At 41.4% G+C, this 16,931-nt stretch carries 15 protein-coding genes; 8 read left to right on the top strand and 7 right to left on the bottom strand.

Translation table 11 applies throughout. The annotated features are described in order from the left end of the window. Positions 1-379 precede the first annotated feature (379 nt). Complete coding sequence (locus HGR01_RS11260) at positions 380-4,675, bottom strand: malectin domain-containing carbohydrate-binding protein (protein WP_045868636.1); 4,296 nt, start codon at positions 4,673-4,675, stop codon at positions 380-382. A 481-nt stretch (positions 4,676-5,156) separates the two neighbouring features. Between HGR01_RS11260 and HGR01_RS11265 the strand changes: the two genes are divergently transcribed. From HGR01_RS11265 to HGR01_RS11275, 3 genes are all read left to right on the top strand, one after another. Beyond that, on the top strand, positions 5,157-5,738 hold the full coding sequence (locus tag HGR01_RS11265; RefSeq protein ID WP_045868635.1) for a Uma2 family endonuclease: 582 nt from the start codon (positions 5,157-5,159) through the stop codon (positions 5,736-5,738). Positions 5,739-5,887: 149 nt separating this feature from the next. After that, a complete protein-coding gene (locus tag HGR01_RS11270; RefSeq protein ID WP_045868634.1) occupies positions 5,888-6,118 on the top strand; it encodes a type II toxin-antitoxin system Phd/YefM family antitoxin in 231 nt (76 codons plus the stop codon). After that, complete coding sequence (locus HGR01_RS11275) at positions 6,115-6,507, top strand: type II toxin-antitoxin system VapC family toxin (protein ID WP_045868966.1); 393 nt, start codon at positions 6,115-6,117, stop codon at positions 6,505-6,507. Before HGR01_RS11270 ends, HGR01_RS11275 begins: the two co-directional genes overlap by 4 nt. Before the next feature lie 12 nt (positions 6,508-6,519). Here the strand turns inward: HGR01_RS11275 and HGR01_RS11280 are convergent, their stop codons facing one another. Further along, on the bottom strand, positions 6,520-7,767 hold the full coding sequence (locus HGR01_RS11280) for an ABC transporter substrate-binding protein (protein WP_045868633.1): 1,248 nt from the start codon (positions 7,765-7,767) through the stop codon (positions 6,520-6,522). 336 nt (positions 7,768-8,103) lie between these two features. Here HGR01_RS11280 and HGR01_RS11285 point away from each other — a divergent pair, with 336 nt between their 5' ends. Further along, positions 8,104-9,513: an MFS transporter gene (locus HGR01_RS11285; RefSeq protein ID WP_045868632.1), complete on the top strand. Its 1,410-nt coding sequence runs from the start codon at positions 8,104-8,106 to the stop codon at positions 9,511-9,513. Then, on the top strand, positions 9,513-9,713 hold the full coding sequence (locus HGR01_RS11290; RefSeq protein WP_045868631.1) for a hypothetical protein: 201 nt from the start codon (positions 9,513-9,515) through the stop codon (positions 9,711-9,713). The genes HGR01_RS11285 and HGR01_RS11290 overlap by 1 nt, the downstream gene beginning before the upstream one ends. Here the strand turns inward: HGR01_RS11290 and accD are convergent. The 3 genes from accD to HGR01_RS11305 all read right to left on the bottom strand — a co-directional run bounded on the left by accD (position 9,697) and on the right by HGR01_RS11305 (position 12,427). Further along, positions 9,697-10,647, bottom strand: a complete 951-nt coding sequence (gene accD / locus HGR01_RS11295) for an acetyl-CoA carboxylase, carboxyltransferase subunit beta (RefSeq protein WP_045868630.1) — start codon at positions 10,645-10,647, stop codon at positions 9,697-9,699. The two genes, HGR01_RS11290 and accD, sit on opposite strands and share 17 nt — an antisense overlap. A gap of 594 nt (positions 10,648-11,241) precedes the next feature. Continuing rightward, positions 11,242-12,063 carry a prepilin peptidase gene (locus HGR01_RS11300; protein ID WP_045868629.1) on the bottom strand — a complete coding sequence of 274 codons (822 nt, stop codon included), beginning with the start codon at positions 12,061-12,063 and terminating at the stop codon, positions 11,242-11,244. A gap of 94 nt (positions 12,064-12,157) precedes the next feature. Next, the gene (locus tag HGR01_RS11305; protein ID WP_045868628.1) at positions 12,158-12,427 is read right to left on the bottom strand and encodes a hypothetical protein; all 270 of its coding nucleotides are present in this window, start codon (positions 12,425-12,427) and stop codon (positions 12,158-12,160) included. Positions 12,428-12,466: 39 nt separating this feature from the next. On the opposite strand from HGR01_RS11305, the gene HGR01_RS11310 reads away from it, so the two are divergent. Then, positions 12,467-12,691, top strand: a complete 225-nt coding sequence (locus HGR01_RS11310) for a hypothetical protein (RefSeq protein ID WP_045868627.1) — start codon at positions 12,467-12,469, stop codon at positions 12,689-12,691. On the opposite strand, the gene leuB is transcribed toward HGR01_RS11310, so the two are convergent. Next, a complete protein-coding gene (leuB, locus tag HGR01_RS11315) occupies positions 12,671-13,753 on the bottom strand; it encodes a 3-isopropylmalate dehydrogenase (protein WP_045868626.1) in 1,083 nt (360 codons plus the stop codon). The two genes, HGR01_RS11310 and leuB, sit on opposite strands and share 21 nt — an antisense overlap. Before the next feature lie 87 nt (positions 13,754-13,840). After that, positions 13,841-13,999 carry a hypothetical protein gene (locus HGR01_RS11320; RefSeq protein ID WP_155539035.1) on the bottom strand — a complete coding sequence of 53 codons (159 nt, stop codon included), beginning with the start codon at positions 13,997-13,999 and terminating at the stop codon, positions 13,841-13,843. Between the two features lie 289 nt (positions 14,000-14,288). Between HGR01_RS11320 and HGR01_RS11325 the strand changes: the two genes are divergently transcribed. Then, positions 14,289-15,140 (top strand): mechanosensitive ion channel family protein, encoded by an 852-nt coding sequence (locus tag HGR01_RS11325; protein ID WP_045868625.1) that lies wholly within the window; start codon positions 14,289-14,291, stop codon positions 15,138-15,140. A 661-nt stretch (positions 15,141-15,801) separates the two neighbouring features. Beyond that, positions 15,802-16,704 carry a polysaccharide deacetylase family protein gene (locus HGR01_RS11330; protein WP_045868624.1) on the top strand — a complete coding sequence of 301 codons (903 nt, stop codon included), beginning with the start codon at positions 15,802-15,804 and terminating at the stop codon, positions 16,702-16,704. Positions 16,705-16,931: the final 227 nt, after the last annotated feature.

The following is a 16,931-nucleotide window of genomic DNA, read 5'->3' on the forward strand; positions in this document are numbered from 1 at the left end:
AACAGGTACGTAAGAACCAAAACTAATTACTCAACAAAAAACAGAACCATAATTTTGGAGGGGGTTTGGGGGACGCAACCGTCACCCAATCGGGGGTTTGGGGGAGAATCCCCCAATTGAGCTAGCTTCTTTAATAAGTGAAAAATCACTCGCTAAAGAGCTTAATTGAACTGTATTGGGTTATGGGGGATCAATAAGTTCGTTCAGGACTTACGCAAGCAAAATTTGTCATTGCGACCGGAACGAAGTGTAGGGAAGCAATCCCAGAATCTCAGGCGATTACGTCGCTGCGCTCGTAATGACGTAATTACCTAACTTTTGTGTAAGTCCTAAAGTGTACAGAGACAGCCAATCGTTTTTTAAACAACCTCTAAGTTCATTACACGAATGTAGCAGAGCCATATAGTGGTAAATATGCATCTGCAATCGTTGAAAATTGACCATTACTGCTAACAGTCACATCTAGCAAGTCAATGGGATTGGTATTAGTAAATGATGGTAATATACCCTTAATTCTTTCGCTGTTAACTTCTGTAATCGTTGCCGTCTTACCACCAATAATTACTTGAGTATTCGCCAAAGTACCAAAGTTTTTACCACCAATCACAAATGTATTTTTACCCGCATCATTATTAGCAGGTGCGCGCCAAGGAAAGATATCGTAAGCGGTAACACCTATTGCCGCAGCATCATTAGGAGTCGCAACTGTGATTTTTTTATCACTATAGTTTATGCCCACAAGCGCACCACCTGGGCCTGTTAAGATATCTAACCCACCGCCAACATTATTGATGGTATCGATTTTTTGTACCGTCTTACCATCTGCTGATAGTTGGTAAGTAGAAACTTCCGCATTCCAGCGCTGGGTAATTAAATTCCCCCGTAATTGATTATTGAATGCTGTAGCTCGATATTCATCTATACCATTAGTTGAAGCCGTATTGGTAGCGATGGGAGCAGTATATACTCCTGGAATACTGGCTTGCGATGGATCGTAATAAACATTCTGGCGAGGATCTGAAATGCCGCGATTGCGGTTAGGGCTACCATAATAATTACCCTGTTCAATCAGGTTTAGTTCATCGGGAGCGCCAGTTGCAGGTTTCTGAGTTGTAGCTGAAGTAGAAATATCTCCAAAGCCTGGGTTATGACCGTTGTCTGTGGCATAAAGTAATCCTTTGGTGGTAAACACTGCATCGTAAGGATTCCGCAGCCCACTAGCGTAAACCGACACGTCAACACCCGGTTTCACAGTGGCTTTATCTCCAAACACCTGACTAATGGCTGGATCAAAAGTCAATCCGGCTGGCGGTTGGAAATTCGATGGTAAAGAATACTGAACCTTACCATTAAAGTTGGTTTTGGAAATTTCTGCCTTGAGAATAGCAGCAGAGAAAGGAGATTCTGGAATACCGCCTATATTATCATTGGTAACCCCGGCATTAGTGTTACCACCAACATTGATGTATAAATCGCCTTTATTATCAAAAGTTAAACCATTAATGCCGTGGTCATGGTTAGAAGTTGGTAGACCTGTAACTAAAGGTATCAACTGGGAAAAATTAGTTCCTTGCAGAATAGAGACTTGACCGCTGTAAGGCGAAAGTTCTGTCTGAGGAAAAGCTCCGCCACGATTAGCATAGAGCTTACTATGAGCTACGTAGATACTAGGTGCATCAGAGGTATCATAAGGGTTAAAGGCGATACCTAAAATGTCACTGTTATATAAGCCCTTAAGAGTAGTAATCTCTTGGGTATTGGTAACGTTGTAATTCTGATCGAAAGTGTATGCTCTGATCGTGCCATCGTAATCGCCTACGTACAGTCTGCCATCTGGGCCCCAAGTGGCTGTAGTAGGGCCAGCAGGTGTGGACTCATTGATTGTCGCTACTACTTTTTGCGTAAAGCTGATGGCAACTGTTTCGTTATCTGCGATACTAACAGTAACCTTGGGAATGCTGAGATTGTTATATGTGCTATCGGAACTAGTAACGGTATGACTAATGTTGACTGTGTGATTACCTTCTACTAACTTATCGTCAACGGCATTGACAGTAACATTTTGTGCAATATTCCAGTTATCAGGAGTAAATGTGAAACTACTCTTGTTGAGGGTGATTTGGTTAGCTTTGTCTGTTGCCAAGTTAATTGTGACATTGGCGGTAGGTTTGCTATTTAAAACTAATGAGTAATTATCATCAGCACCACCTTCCGCAACTGCAGTACTACCCCCCGTTTGTTGCAAAATAACTTGGGAACCTGTTAGGGGAATGATTTCAATTGCCGAGATTGTGCCATTGTTAACGCTAGCATCTAAATTGAGGTTGAGTTTGCCATCACTGACATTTTGGGTAGGAACAGATAATACTAAAGCAGAGTTATTTCCAGGGAAGAAGGCATTTTTAGATTGTTTAAAAATGTCTACATTGGAGAAAGCTTTCTGACCTTCTAAAGAGATATCAAATACCCGTTGATCGAAATCAGTCCAGTAATTTTCTGAGAAGTGAAGATTGACTGTATAGTTACCGTTTGCTACAGGAATTTCGTAAGCTAAATTTTTCGCATAACGGTCTGTTTGATATAAGATATCTTCTTCTGTTTTGCCGATAGGTGCTGTGACAGTATAGACATTACTAGTTCCAACAAAATACTGGTCAGCCTGCCATACTTGACCCTGAGTATCAGTAAAACTTTTAGTTGCGCCTACATCAATCCGAATCGCTCCAGGCGTAGGAGTGGGATTACTATCATTATCGGTAATAGTGACTGTAACATTACCCACAGCAAAATTATTGTATTTGCTATCTGTGCTGCTAACAGTGTGGGTAATATCAGCTGTGTGAGTTCCTTCCACAGCAGTATCATCAACAGCTGTCACAGTCACTGTTTGTGCTGTATTCCAGTTACTTGGAGTGAAAGTCAGGCTAGTTTTATCGAGAGTGATTTGATTACCAGTTGTCCCAAGATTAATCGTGACATTGGCGGTGGGTTGGCTACTGAGGACTAATGAATAAATATCAGTAGCGCCACTTTCAGTCACCGCAGTATTTCCATCACTCTGTTGCACAATTACCTGTGCAGTTGGAGTTGTCGTAACGGGAATGATTTCAATCGCGTCAACTTTGGCATTGTTGACACTGGAGAGGAAATTTAAATTTAATGTGCCATCCGACACTTTGACTGTGAAAGACTTGTCTAAAGCTGTATTAGCACCAGCTTCTTTGAAAATATCCAAGTTAGTAATTACTGAATTATTTTCTGCTTTCACATCAAAGACGCGTTGACCAGCAGCATTAAAGAACAGTTCCGCAAACTTCAGCTTAACTGTATAGTCTCCGTTAGCTACTGGAATTGCATAGGAAAAGTCATTCAGCCACCGTTCGTTTTGATAAAGAGGGTCTTCAACTGTACTGGCGATCGCAGCTGTTGTCGCATAGGTGTTACCACCTGAAGAATATTGATCTGCAAGCCATTGATTACCTTGTCCATCTGTAAAAGCTGCGCCACCTGCATTAATACGTATGGCTTTACCTGTGGGAGCAGTATCATTATCGGTAATATTGACTACAACATTACCTACAGCAAAATTATTGTATTTACTATCTGTACTGCTGACGGTGTGGGTAATATTAGCTGTGTGAGTTCCTTCCACAGCAATATCATCAACGGCTTTCACAGTAACTGTTTGTGCTGTATTCCAGTTACTTGGAGTGAAAGTCAGGCTAGTTTTATCGAGAGTGATTTGATTACCAGTTGTCCCGAGATTAATCGTGACATTGGCGCTAGGTTGACTGCTGAGGACTAATGAGTAACTATCAGTAGCGCCACCTTCAGTTACCGCAGTATTTCCGCCACTTTGTTGCACAATTACCTGTGGGGTGGGAGCAGTATCGTTATCGGTAATATTGACTACAACATTACCCACAGGAAGATTATTATATTTGCTATCTGTACTGCTGACGGTGTGGGTAATATTGGCTGTGTGATTTCCTTCCACAGCAATATCATCAACGGCTTCAACGGTAACTGTTTGTGCTGTATTCCAGTTACTCGGAGTGAAAGTCAGACTAGTTTTATCTAGGGTAATTTGATTACCAGTTGTCCCCAGGTTAATCGTGACATTGGCGGTGGGTTGGCTACTAAGAACTAATGAGTAACTATCAGTAGCACCACCTTCAGTTACTGCAGTATTTCCGCCACTCTGTTGCACAATTACCTGTGCAGTTGGAGTTGTCGTAACGGGAATGATTTCAATCGCGTCAACTTTGGCATTGTTGACACTGGAGAGGAAATTTAAATTTAATGTGCCATCAGTAACTTTAACTGTGAAAGACTTGTCTAAAGCTGTGTTAGCACCAGCTTCTTTGAAAATATCCAAGTTAGTAATTACTGAATTACTTTCTGCTTTTACATCAAAGACGCGTTGACCAGCAGCATTAAAGAACAGTTCCGCAAACTTCAGCTTAACTGTGTATTCTCCATTATCTACGGGAATTGCATAGGAAAAGTCATTCAGCCACCGTTCGTTTTGATAAAGAGGGTCTTCAACTGTACTGGCGATCGCAGCTGTTGTCGTATAGATGTTACCGCCTGAAGAATATTGATCTGCAAGCCACTGATTACCCAAGCTATCTGTATACGCTTGTCCCCCTACATTAATCCTGATGGCAGCCATAATTTTTTATCTACAAATAATTCCTAAATTGCTTTGCGTAAAATATAAGCTTTATACGTATATTTCAGGTTAAGATTCGTTGATCATTCTTGAAATCTTAAAAATAATAATTACTAACTTCATCGAAAGTATATCTTTATGAAACTTATCTATTTTTAGATAAGTTTTTGATGATTTAATTATGAATTTATGATGAAATTATGTTGATTTTATGATGAATATCTCTGGTTGAGCAGATTAATGCAATCACAGTAATAATACTAAGATAAATAGTATAAATTAAAAAAAATGACTATTTGCAACCAACATTGAGAGCGATCGCTGTTTTTTGGCTCAAGCTACTATTAGCCAAGGAACAATTCACCCTTCTCTAAGGGTGAAGAAGGAGGAAAAGTATACCTAAGCTTTGCCAAAATCAAATATCAGTTCTATATAGAAATAAAATCAAGAAATTGCATTGCTAAATTCTGAGGTCTTAACTATGGTTGCTTCACCTGAAATCTACCTCACCCCTGAACAATACCTGCAAATGGAGGAAAACAGCGACATCAAGCATGAATACATCGACGGCTACATTTACGCAATGGCTGGAGCGCTGGACTCCCATGTTACGATTGCGGGAAACCTGTTTGCGCTTGTTCGTAATCATGTACGCGGTTCAGGCTGTCGTGTTTACATTGCTGATATGAAAGCACGCATCGAATCTCTGAATCGATATTACTATCCTGATGTGATGGTGACTTGCGACGAACGCGATCGCGAAACTCCTGCTTATAAAAAATTTCCCTGTTTAATTGTCGAAGTTTTATCTAACTCTACCGAAGCCTTTGACCGAGGAGATAAATTCGCTGATTACCAAACTTTAGAAAGTCTGCAAGAGTATGTTTTAATTAACACCAAACGTCAGCGAGTTGAGTGTTTTCGCCGTAATGAGCAAGGTTTATGGGTTCTACAATCTTACACAGACGCAGATAAATCATTTCAACTACAGAGTATTAAATTTGAAGGTACAATGGCTGACCTTTACGAAGATGTAGTCTTTGAAAACCCTGAATTAGCCTGATTTTAAAGATTTTCAATCCCAAATCCCAAATCCCAAATCTAAAATCTAAAATTGGGATCAGCGATCGCTCTTGCAAGAAGAACTAAAAGAGGGATAGTGCGTCTAAGTTTTTTGTGAGACTATGACTATAGTCATGACTATAGTCATTTATGAAATCGATTTCTAAAAGTAAACTCAAAGCTCAACTACTGGAGTTCCTGCGACTTGTAGAGTCAGAAGGGGAAGAAATTGTAGTTACCGATCGCGGTAAGCCTGTGGTCAAAATTTCCAAATATCCACAGACACTTTCAACAGAGGAGCTATTTAAGGAGATGCGCGGGAAAGTCAAGTATTTTGAAGATTTAACCACACCAACCAGTGAGGAATGGACAGAATTGTGAAAATAGTCCTCGATACCTGCGCTCTCATTTGGTGGAGTTTAGATCCACAGAAGCTTTCTCAACGAGCCAGCCAAATGTGCGATCGCATGGAACGGGAGCAAAATGGTCTTGTCCCTTCTATTGCAATCTGGGAAATCTCAATCAAAATCAAAAATAGAAAACTCGATTTAGGAGTCAATCTCAACGACTATGTCGCAACACTGAAAAAATCTAGTGTCGTTGAGATTGTACCCATTGATGAAAATATTTGGCTAGAAAGTGTTCGGTTAGATTGGAAGCACCGCGATCCAGTTGATCGGGTCGTTGTAGCACTAGCTAAAAGTCATCAAGCAGTAATCATTACAGCCGATCAAGAAATAGCTGATTTCTACCCTGAGGTAATTTGGTAGATTGGTTAGAGCTTACTCCATCGCCTGAATTTGCTGATTCGCTGCTGTTTGCGCTCTTACCATTGCCTGCTTTAATGGCTGCTGACCTAATAAAGCGCTAATAAATTGGTTATCAAAATTATTGACAATAGCTGCTGGATATTTGCCAGCTTGCCAAGGTGTAGCGTAGGATACGCCACTAACAAAAGGCGATCGCAAGGGGTCTTGGTCATAGCCTAATTTCTCAGCTACAGATTTCCGCGTAGGGAGTGCAAACCCTGTTCCTGTCCACTTTTGCATTCCTTGTTTACCTGTGAGATAAGCAATTAATTCCCAAGCTTCTGCTTTATGTTTGGCTTGTTTATTCATTACATAGGCAACTGTAAACACCATAGTGTTATTTTTACCATTAATTGTAGGTATCTCTGCGGTAGCAAATTCTAATTGAGGAAAGGTTTCTTGCAAATAAGGAATTGCCCAATTACCTTCAATGACCATTGCTACCTTACTCTGACCAAACATTTCACTACCAGAGTTTGTTCCCACATCAGATTTTTGAGCAGAGGAACGGTCTTTTTGATACTGATCTATAACTAACTGCAATCCTTGCAAGCCTGGTTCACTAGCAAAGGTGGCATAATCATTTTGATTAATAATTTGTCCACCAAAGGCTTTGATTTTATAAGCTTGACGCGCTAATTCCGGAATTTCCCCAAAGCCATATTTGTTGAGTTTTCCTGTTAGTTTCTCAGAATAGCTGCGTAATTCCTCCCATGTAGTTGGTGAATTACTCAAACCAGCCTCAGCAAAAGCTTTTTTGTTGTAAAACAGCGATAAAGTGGAATAATCTTTGGGAAAACCGTAAATTTGGTTTTGGTACTTGAAGCTATTAAGTAGGTTAGGTTCAAAGTCTGCTAAATCAAATTCCGGAGTGATATAAGCATTTAAAGGTTCGAGGACGTTTTGACTCATAAAAAAAGGAGCCTCTAGCGCATCCAGATAGAAAACATCAGGTGCAGCTTCTCCTACCAAGCGGGTTTTGATAACGTCCATGTATTGGTCTGAAATGACCTCATACTTAACTTTAATCTTGGGGTGCTGTGCTTCAAAGTCTTTTAGTACTTGCTGTAGAAGTTTTTGTTCTACAGGATTACCTCCCCAACCACTAAGTTTGACCGTAACTGCTGTAGATGCTTTGGGTAGTGTTAGACTGTGGCAACTAATAATTGCGATCGCGATCGCAATTACCAATCCAAAAAACTTGAACCAACTATTTCTCATCACTAAAAAGGATGTTCGCGTAGCGTCTCCGCAGGAGAATGATCAAGGATAAAGGATGAAACAAACAATAAATTGGTAATTATCTCTCAGATTTAGCAGTTGATAAAAATTGCCTAATCTGTATCCTATTATGAATGGCTTAAGTTGATTATTGAATTGAATTCATACTTCATATTTCAGCCTTGAGTTGCTAATCTCTCTATTTCTACTTATATCGTCTCTAATTGATGCCTAATATTTCTAAATCTGAATTTTTATTGAGAAATGCAAGGTAGAATGACGAGAAATTATCGGCACAAAACTCATCTAGGGGATCTCTCCGTAAAACTTTAAGTTATGACTTCTGTTCCGATTGAAACAGCTGCGCCTGTAACTCTGGAAACTGGCCAGATTACCACGCCGCAATTAACACTAACTTCTACCACCAAAAGCAATTCGCAGCTTTATAAAGATGCGATTCGCACCAGTTTGAAGGCTTCAACCCTGGATGCTGTTTTTGCCACAGTTTTTGGTGTGGCTACAGGTGGTATTTTACTTAGCAATTTCCTGTTGGAATTGGGTGCTAGTCCGGTAGTTTTTGGAATGCTGTCATCGATTCCCATGCTGGTGAACTTAGTTCAGCCGTTGGGTGCGTACCTGTCAGAACGCAGCAGCAGCCGTTTCTACTATTCTTTAAGAACTCATGGAATTGCTCGGTTACTGTGGCTAATTCTCGGCATTGGTATTATTAGCTCCGGCTGGTTAGGTCTGACTGCTTCCCAGTTAGTAGGATTAACACTGTTAGTTGTCTTGTTCAGCAGTCTTTTAGGCGGACTAGGAAGCGCATCATGGCTGAGTTGGCTAGCAATGATTGTACCTCGGCGGTTACGAGGTAGGTATTTTGGTATTCGCAATAGTGCGGCTAGCTTGACTAATTTGTTCTGCGTACCGTTGGCGGGGTTAGCTGTATCTCATTGGTATGGTGGAACTTTACAAGGTTACGGGGTAATTCTGTTTGTAGGTATTTTGTTCGGGATTATCAGTTTGGGATGTCAGTACTTTCAAATAGATATGAATCCTGCTGTGCAAAACACTAGCCTTGTAAAGTACCAGCAAGTAAGTGAATCTACTACAAACATAGAGGAAATTTCTCCGCTACATCCAACCCCAAACAACGAGGTTGCTAGCATTTGGAGTAACACTAACTTTTTAAGGTTTCTGCTGTATTTCGGCTTCTGGATGCTGGCTGTGAATATCAGCGCACCTTTTTTCAACTTCTATATGCTAGATCGGCTGCATTTAGATGTAAGTTGCGTGACGCTCTACGGTAGCCTGCAAGCCGGAGCGAATATGCTTTTGATTATCCTGTGGGGTAAATTGGCAGATAAAATCGGTAATCGCCGGATTTTGATTGTAATTGGAATTTTTGTTGCACTCACACCTGTGTTGTGGATGGGTGTCAGTGCTAATAGTTGGAATATTTGGCTATGGTTACCGCTATTACATATTTTTACAGGTGGTACATGTGCAGCAATTGATCTATGCAATAACAATATGCAACTGGGGATAGTACCACTAAAAAACCAGTCTATCTATTTTGCGATCGCATCTGCCGTTGCTGGTGTGAGTGGTGCTTTAGGTGCAACAATTGGTGGTTTCATCGCCCAATTCGCTGAACAAGGAGGCTTACTAGGCTTATTCGCTCTCTCTAGCGCCTGTCGCCTCCTAGCGATTTTACCCCTGATGTTTGTCAAAGAACCCCATTGATGGGAGATGAGGGAGGTGGGGGAGATGAGGGAGGTGGGGGAGATGAGGGAGGTGGGGGAGATGAGGGAGGTGGGGGAGATGAGGGAGATGGGGGAGATGAGGGAGATGAGGGAGATGAGGAAGATGAGGAGGTATTTCTTTTCCCCTTTCCCCCTTTCCCCCTTGTCCCCTTCCCCTTTTCCCCTATTCAGCCGCGCTAGAACTCAAACTCATGGTTTCCCACAAAACCATGTGCGGGGTGGTGGGTACGGGCTGATGTAAGCCAATCAACTGAGATAGAGTATTCTTTAACTGAGTCCGGGGAACGATTTCATCAATAAAGCCATGCTTGAGCAAATCTTCAGCGCTTTGGAAATCTTCGGGGAGTTTTTCTCTGATGGTTTGCTCAATCACTCGCCGACCAGCAAACCCAATTGTGGCTTTTGGTTCTGCGAGAATAATATCGCCCAACATGGCGAAACTTGCTGTTACACCCCCAGTAGTGGGATGAGTTAAAACGGGAATATATAAAAGTTTGGCATCGCGATGGCGTTGTAGCGCTGCGGAGATTTTCGCCATCTGCATCAAAGAGAGCATTCCTTCTTGCATTCTGGCACCACCAGAAGTGCAGACAATTACTACAGGATAGCGGCGTTGAGTGGCTTGCTCAATTAAGCGGGTGAGTTTTTCGCCGACAACAGAACCCATACTACCACCCATGAAGCGGAAGTCCATGACTCCCAACGCCACAGGTAAACCGTTAATTTCGCCTAAACCTGTTTTGACTGCATCGATTAAACCAATTTTGTCCTGCATTTCCCGCAGACGATCGCTATAGGGTTTGCGATCGCGAAATCCTAGAGGATCGGTGGGACGCAAATGCTCGTCCATCGGTCTCCAGGTATTTTGGTCAATCAATTGGCGAATGCGTTCATCGCTATCCACGCGATGATGATGACCACACTCAGCACAAACCATTTGATTTGCTCTCAGGTCTTTTGTATATGCCAATACACCACACTTAGCGCATTTATGCCATAATCCATCAGCGATTTCGCGTTCTTGACGTTCCAGGCTGGTGGTTCCGGATTTCCGTCGATTCGCAAACCAATCCAATAGAGACTTTAAACCGCGTGATTCTTCGTTGTTTGCCATTTTTATCTTATCAAGTGGGTAATGAGGTCGAAAACGGGCCAAGAAGCGATGGGGATTACAGGGTAAAAGTCCTCATTTCAAAGTTATGATTTGGGACTAGAGAAGGGATGCGGAGGATTGGGTGGCTCCGCTAGGGGAAGGGAACAGTTGTTCATCCCGTTTGGCTCTTGACTATTGACTACATCGTCAAATTACGCTTGTAAGCAATTCAGACCTTATTTAGCATCTTTGGTTGCCAGCTTAACGAAAATGCTTATGCCAACACAAGTGTGTTGTTGATTCGTTCTTGTGAAGGTATCCGCACAAGCGTTTGCATATTTACCCCTAAACCGGATGCTCTTTCCCAACCCCGCCAGGGTATACTTGCTCCCAAATCAAGAATTAGTGTTATAAGGTGATGAGCAATCAGCTTTTTAAGAGGGTAATACAGGTCACAGGATGATATTACCAAAATCTCAAGGGGCGTTGGCGTAATTGCGGTTACAGTCATAGGGGGTAGAAATTTCTTATGATGGTTTAATGGGTTGTTAAGGGAAGCTGGAGAAAATGAAATTTGATAACTTTGGATGCTAAATTGGTTTTTGACTCCTCTATTCACGTTACTGGAAAAAATAACCCCTGGTAAACAGATAAAATTGCTTCCCCGCCAAATAAAGCGATCGCAGCTCCCAAAGCGAGAAACGGGCCAAAGGGTATTTTCTGTCCAAAGCGGCGCTGTGAAAGGGCTATAGCCACACCACCTACTAACGCGCCCACAGCACAAGCCATAAAACCAGCTAAGAGTAAATATTTCCAACCTAGCCAAGCTCCCATCATCGCCGCTAATTTGGCATCTCCGGCTCCCATTGCAGTTTTACCTAGTGCTATGGAACCAAAAAACGCGATCGCATCAAATAACCATAAGCCCAGTACAGCTCCCACAATCCCCATCATCAGGTGCTTAATTGCTCCCACAGAGCTACCTTCAGGGAAAAACCCAATTGCTATTTGGAAGATCAGCCCCAAAACCAAACCCGACTGAGTCAGTTGATTGGGTAGAGTCATCGTATCTAAATCTATGAGTGATAGGGCCAATAACCAGCTACAAAAAGCCCAATAGCCAATTGTCAAAATAGAAACTTTAAATAGTAAAAAAACTAGTACAAAAATTATGCCCGTTATCGCTTCTACCACAGGATAACGGGCAGCAATTTTACTTTTACAATAACGACACCGACCTCTGAGCCACAGCCACCCCAAAACGGGTACATTATCGTAAGCTTTTAGCTGGTTGAGGCAATGGGGACAACGGGAAGGAGGCCAAAGAACCGACAACCCCGCCGGCAGCCGATAAACCACAACATTAATAAAGCTACCAATAGAAGCACCCAAAATGAAGACGAGTAAACTCGCCGGGACAATCATCAAAATGTCCATATAGTCCTTTGTCATTAGTCATGTGTCATTTGTACTTTGTCATTAGTCATTTGTCATGACTGTTGACTGTTGACTGTTGACTGTTGACTATTGACTAATACATATGAGATTCAATTTGATTTAGTGGTACAAAACATTCTTGTGGTAACAGCACTGGGCTGTTAGTAAAAACAACTTTGCCGCGATGGGTAGTGCGATTAATCGCTACTCCTGTGGCTTGTCCTGTTACTTCAGGATGCGCTTCACAAAGAGTGTAGTAAATCTGACCAGCAGCCCGGATGACAGCCGGATCAACCAAAGGAGGCTGGGAATGCTGGCTTTTAGGAGCAGTATAGTTTTCGTATCCTTGACGTAAAGCGTACACTATTCAGTTATTTGCTTTCTAGATTTGTCTCTAGTTTATATGAAAGTTTCCGTAACGGTTGCCAAAATGGTCAAGTTTTGTTGCAGTTTGGGGACTGGGGACTGGGGACTGGGTAATGGGGACTGGGAGATGAGGGGGAAACGGAGAAGGGGAAAAGGGGAAGGGGAAAAAGGGGAAATAATTATGCCAATTACCAATTACCAATTACCAATTACCAATGCCCCATGCCCCATGCCCCATGCCCTATCCAATTGCCTTAATTAATGATTCGCCCATTGCGCGACAACCTAAAAGCTTGGTGCCGGGTGAGAGAATATCACCAGTGCGATCGCCTTGTTCTAAAACTTGGAAGACGGCGTTTTCAATGGCATCTGCTGCGGCTGGTTGGTCTAAAGCATAACGCAACATCATGGCGGCACTCAATACCTGCGCTAGGGGATTGGCTTTATCTTGTCCAGCAATATCAGGGGCTGAACCGTGAACTGGTTCAAACACACCAGGGCCAGAAGCACCTAAACTCGCTGAAGGTAACATCCCAATACTACCTGTGAGCATAGCAGCAGCATCGGAGAGAATATCGCCAAATAAATTACCTGTAACAATGGTATCGAACTGCTTAGGCGCGCGGACTAGCTGCATTGCCGCATTATCTACATAGAGGTGAGATAGTTCGATATCGGGGTATTCTTGGGAAAGCTTGGTAATGCGATCGCGCCACAGTTGCGATACTTCTAAAACGTTGGCTTTATCTACAGAACAAAGTTTCTTGCCACGTTTGCGTGCAGCTTCAAAGGCGACTTTGCCAATGCGATCGATTTCTGATTCGGTGTAAACCATTGTATTTACACCGCGCTTTTCTCCAGTCTCAGTTTCAAAAATTCCTTTGGGTTTACCGAAGTAAATTCCCCCTGTGAGTTCGCGCACCACCATAATATCAACACCTTCTACAACTTCCTTTTTCAAAGTTGAGGCATCTATTAATTGGGGCAAAATTTTCGCTGGGCGTAAATTCGCAAATAATCCCAAACCCGCGCGCAATCCTAACAAACCTGCTTCTGGGCGGAGATTGGATGGTAAGGTATCCCACTTATAACCACCGATAGCCGCAAGCAATACAGCATCGCTATCGCGGCAAGTATCTAAAGTAGCCGCTGGTAAAGGTTCCCCTGTAGCGTCAATTGCTGCACCACCAATGAGGGCTTCTTGGAAATCAAACTTTAAATCGAATTTCTGCCCTACAATTTTTAGCACATCTACCGCTACGGCCATAATTTCGGGGCCGATGCCATCGCCGGGAAGTAGGGTAATGCGGTAGTTTTGGGTCATAGCTGCTGTTTACTAAGTAGATGTTGAGTTGTGCAAAAATGCTCACAGATTAAATATCATACCGAGCAATCTGCACTAATGGAGCTATCAATTTATTACAAGGGGGCATTGGGCATGGGGCATGGGGCATGGGGCATTGAGTAATAATTGTTCTTCCTCCACTCTCTGCGCCTTGCCCCTTAATCCTCTTTGTTGAGCGTTACGGCTTTGTTTTGCAGCAATAACCAGAAATTGAGGCTGAATCATTTGATACTTTATACTTCAGTCGCAGCCTATACAAGAGTATTCATATTCTGTTAACAGGATTTGTGAATCAGAATTATTCAATTATCTTGAATTTGCAAGTAATATTTGGGGATTAAAGATTACATCCACAACACTTTTATATTCAGTAAATCTAACAATTTTTATAAAATGATTTTCTATTTGGGTATACAGTCCTGCAAGAAAATTAAAAAAAAAGTATTTATAGACATTTTTGAGATAAAAAACTGTATGTTTGTTGTGTTTAAGAAGGCACAAACTACAAGAAATTATGAATTTTAAGGAAATTGGTCAGGTTGCTTTGGCGTTGTTAACGCAGTTCGGCTTGAAGCTTGTAGGCGCTATCCTGTTGTGGGTTGTAGCTCAACGCTTGATTGACTTTGGATTGAAGCTATTACGCCGTGCTTTCAAAGTTCAACATGTTGATCCGACACTGATTACCTACATTATAAATATCATTTCTGTCACCCTGAGAATTGTTCTAGTTGTGGCAATTCTCGGATTCTTTGGTATTGAAACCACCTCCTTTGCAGCTTTGTTAGCAGCAGCAGGTATTGCAATTGGTGCAGCATGGGGTGGACTGTTGGCGAATTTTGCAGCTGGTGCGTTTTTAGTGATTTTTCGCCCATTTAAAATTGGTGATTTCATCAGTGCAGCAGGTGTTACGGGAACTGTCACAGAAATTGGACTGTTCACAACTAATATCAATACGCCTGATAATGTGATGACAATTGTCGCCAATAACAAAATCTTTTCTGACAATATTCAGAATTACTCTGCTAATCCCTACCGTCGGGTTGACCTACTAGCCCAACTGCATCATTCTGTAGATCATCACGATGCGATCGCACGGTTGAAAGCTAAAATCAGCCAAATCCCCAATGTTTTGCAAAGTCCTGCACCTGATGTAGAAATTATTGATTTCAATATGGCAGGCCCTGTACTAGCAGTACGTCCTTATTGCAATAATGACCATTACTGGCAAGTTTACTTCGACACTAATAAAGTTATACGTGAAACCTTTGGCGAAGCTGGGTATCCCGTTCCCGAACACCGTTATTCAATCAGCAGCCCATCTTCCAATGGAGTTGATCCAGTAGTCCCTGCATCAATAATTAGCTGATACTGACACAAACCTAAATAATACAAATGTAACAGTAGGTAGGCATCTGTCCTGCCTACTTTATTATTTTTATGTAATGTTATATAAAAAACAAAAAAATTCTCAGTATTTAAGTCATATAAATGTAAATAAATAATGTGCTATCAGACTCATATTTGATTCATATTTGATTTTTGACAGGACTTACGCAAGCAAAATTTGTCATTGCGACCGGAACGGAGTGTAGGGAAGCAATCCCAGAATATCAGGCGATTACGTCGCTGCGCTCGTAATGACGTAATTACGTGACTTTTGCGTAAGTCCTATTTGAAATTCATGTGTTGCTTTATTAGCAATGCTTTTTGTGCGTTACGGCTTACACCTAACCCACACTAAATTACTTCCGAATGATTGATTTGCGACAACCAAAAATTTTTATACATCATTTATTGCAAACTGCTGTAAGTATACAGATATAGACCACTCTGCTAAACCAGTAAATCAGAATAATCTAGTTATACTTTCTGTGAAAGGTAAACATATGAACAGCTATCTGATGTGAACAAAGTTATTAGCTATCAAAGCAATTTTTGTTTACAATCTCTTACTTAGTACGTAATTGGCCCTTATAAAGTATGTCTACCTTACTTTAGGCATCCACAGTGGTTGAAGGAGAATTAAAGTGGCAGATAAGAAATCTTCGGTTAGACGAGGAATTATATTTATCCCATTAATTGCCGGAGTTTGTACTTTTGGCGCGGGATTGTATTGGCTGATGGATCAAACAGACCATCAAATGCACATTCAGAAGTCAAAGTCACTAACAGCCAAAGCGTTAATTAATCAGCAAGATTTGGCATTAAATAGAGACGCTGTTTCTTCTACAAACAGCCATATATTTGAAGTACCAAAAGCATTTCAAGGAAAAGTAGTTCAGCAGTTACCATTAACTGATAAAAATAAAGTTATTGCGCTGACTTTTGATGATGGCCCTGCACCTAAATACACAGAACAGATTTTAGGAATTCTGAAGAAAGAAAATATTAAAGCGACTTTCTTCTGTGTAGGGGAAATGGTGCATTATTTTCCTCAAATTGCTAAGGAGGAAGTAGCGGCTGGTAATGCTATTGGCAATCACACATGGCATCATTGGTATCGCAAGATGAACCCAACTATTGCACAGCGTGAGATTGAATCTACTGCTACACAGATATACGAAACTACGGGAGTTAAAACATCTCTATTTCGTCCGCCTTTTGGCATCCTTAACAATGGTGTAGCTGACTACGCTAAGAAGAATAATTATGCCATATTAATGTGGTCAGATGACTCTGAAGATTATCGTCGTCCTCCCGTATCTAGGCTAGTTAATAATGTTATCAAAGGTGCAAAACCAGGTGGCATGATATTAATGCACGATGGTGGTGGAAATCGCTCCAATACAGTTAAAGCTTTACCAGAAATTATTGATACTCTGAAAAAGCGTGGCTATAGTTTTGTAACCATACCTGAATTATTAGCAATACAAGCACAAAAACCCTTGGTGAGAATGGCCAAATTCCATCAACCAAACAAAGATATGTAAAATTTACTCAATTAATATTTACCAAAAATATAATAATAGTAATTATTAGTTGTATTCGTGGATAATATCTGCGAATACAACTTTTTTGTATTTTATGCAAACAAAGTACGCAAAAATTTAACCAACTCAAATAATGTTTGCGACAGATAAATCCTTTGTAAGGGCACGGCATCCGCAATCTTTTGGCATATCAAATATCATACTGGTGCCGTGCCCCTACCTATCTG

The sequence above is a fragment of the Tolypothrix sp. PCC 7712 genome (assembly GCF_025860405.1).
Classification (GTDB): Bacteria; Cyanobacteriota; Cyanobacteriia; order Cyanobacteriales; family Nostocaceae; genus Aulosira; species Aulosira diplosiphon.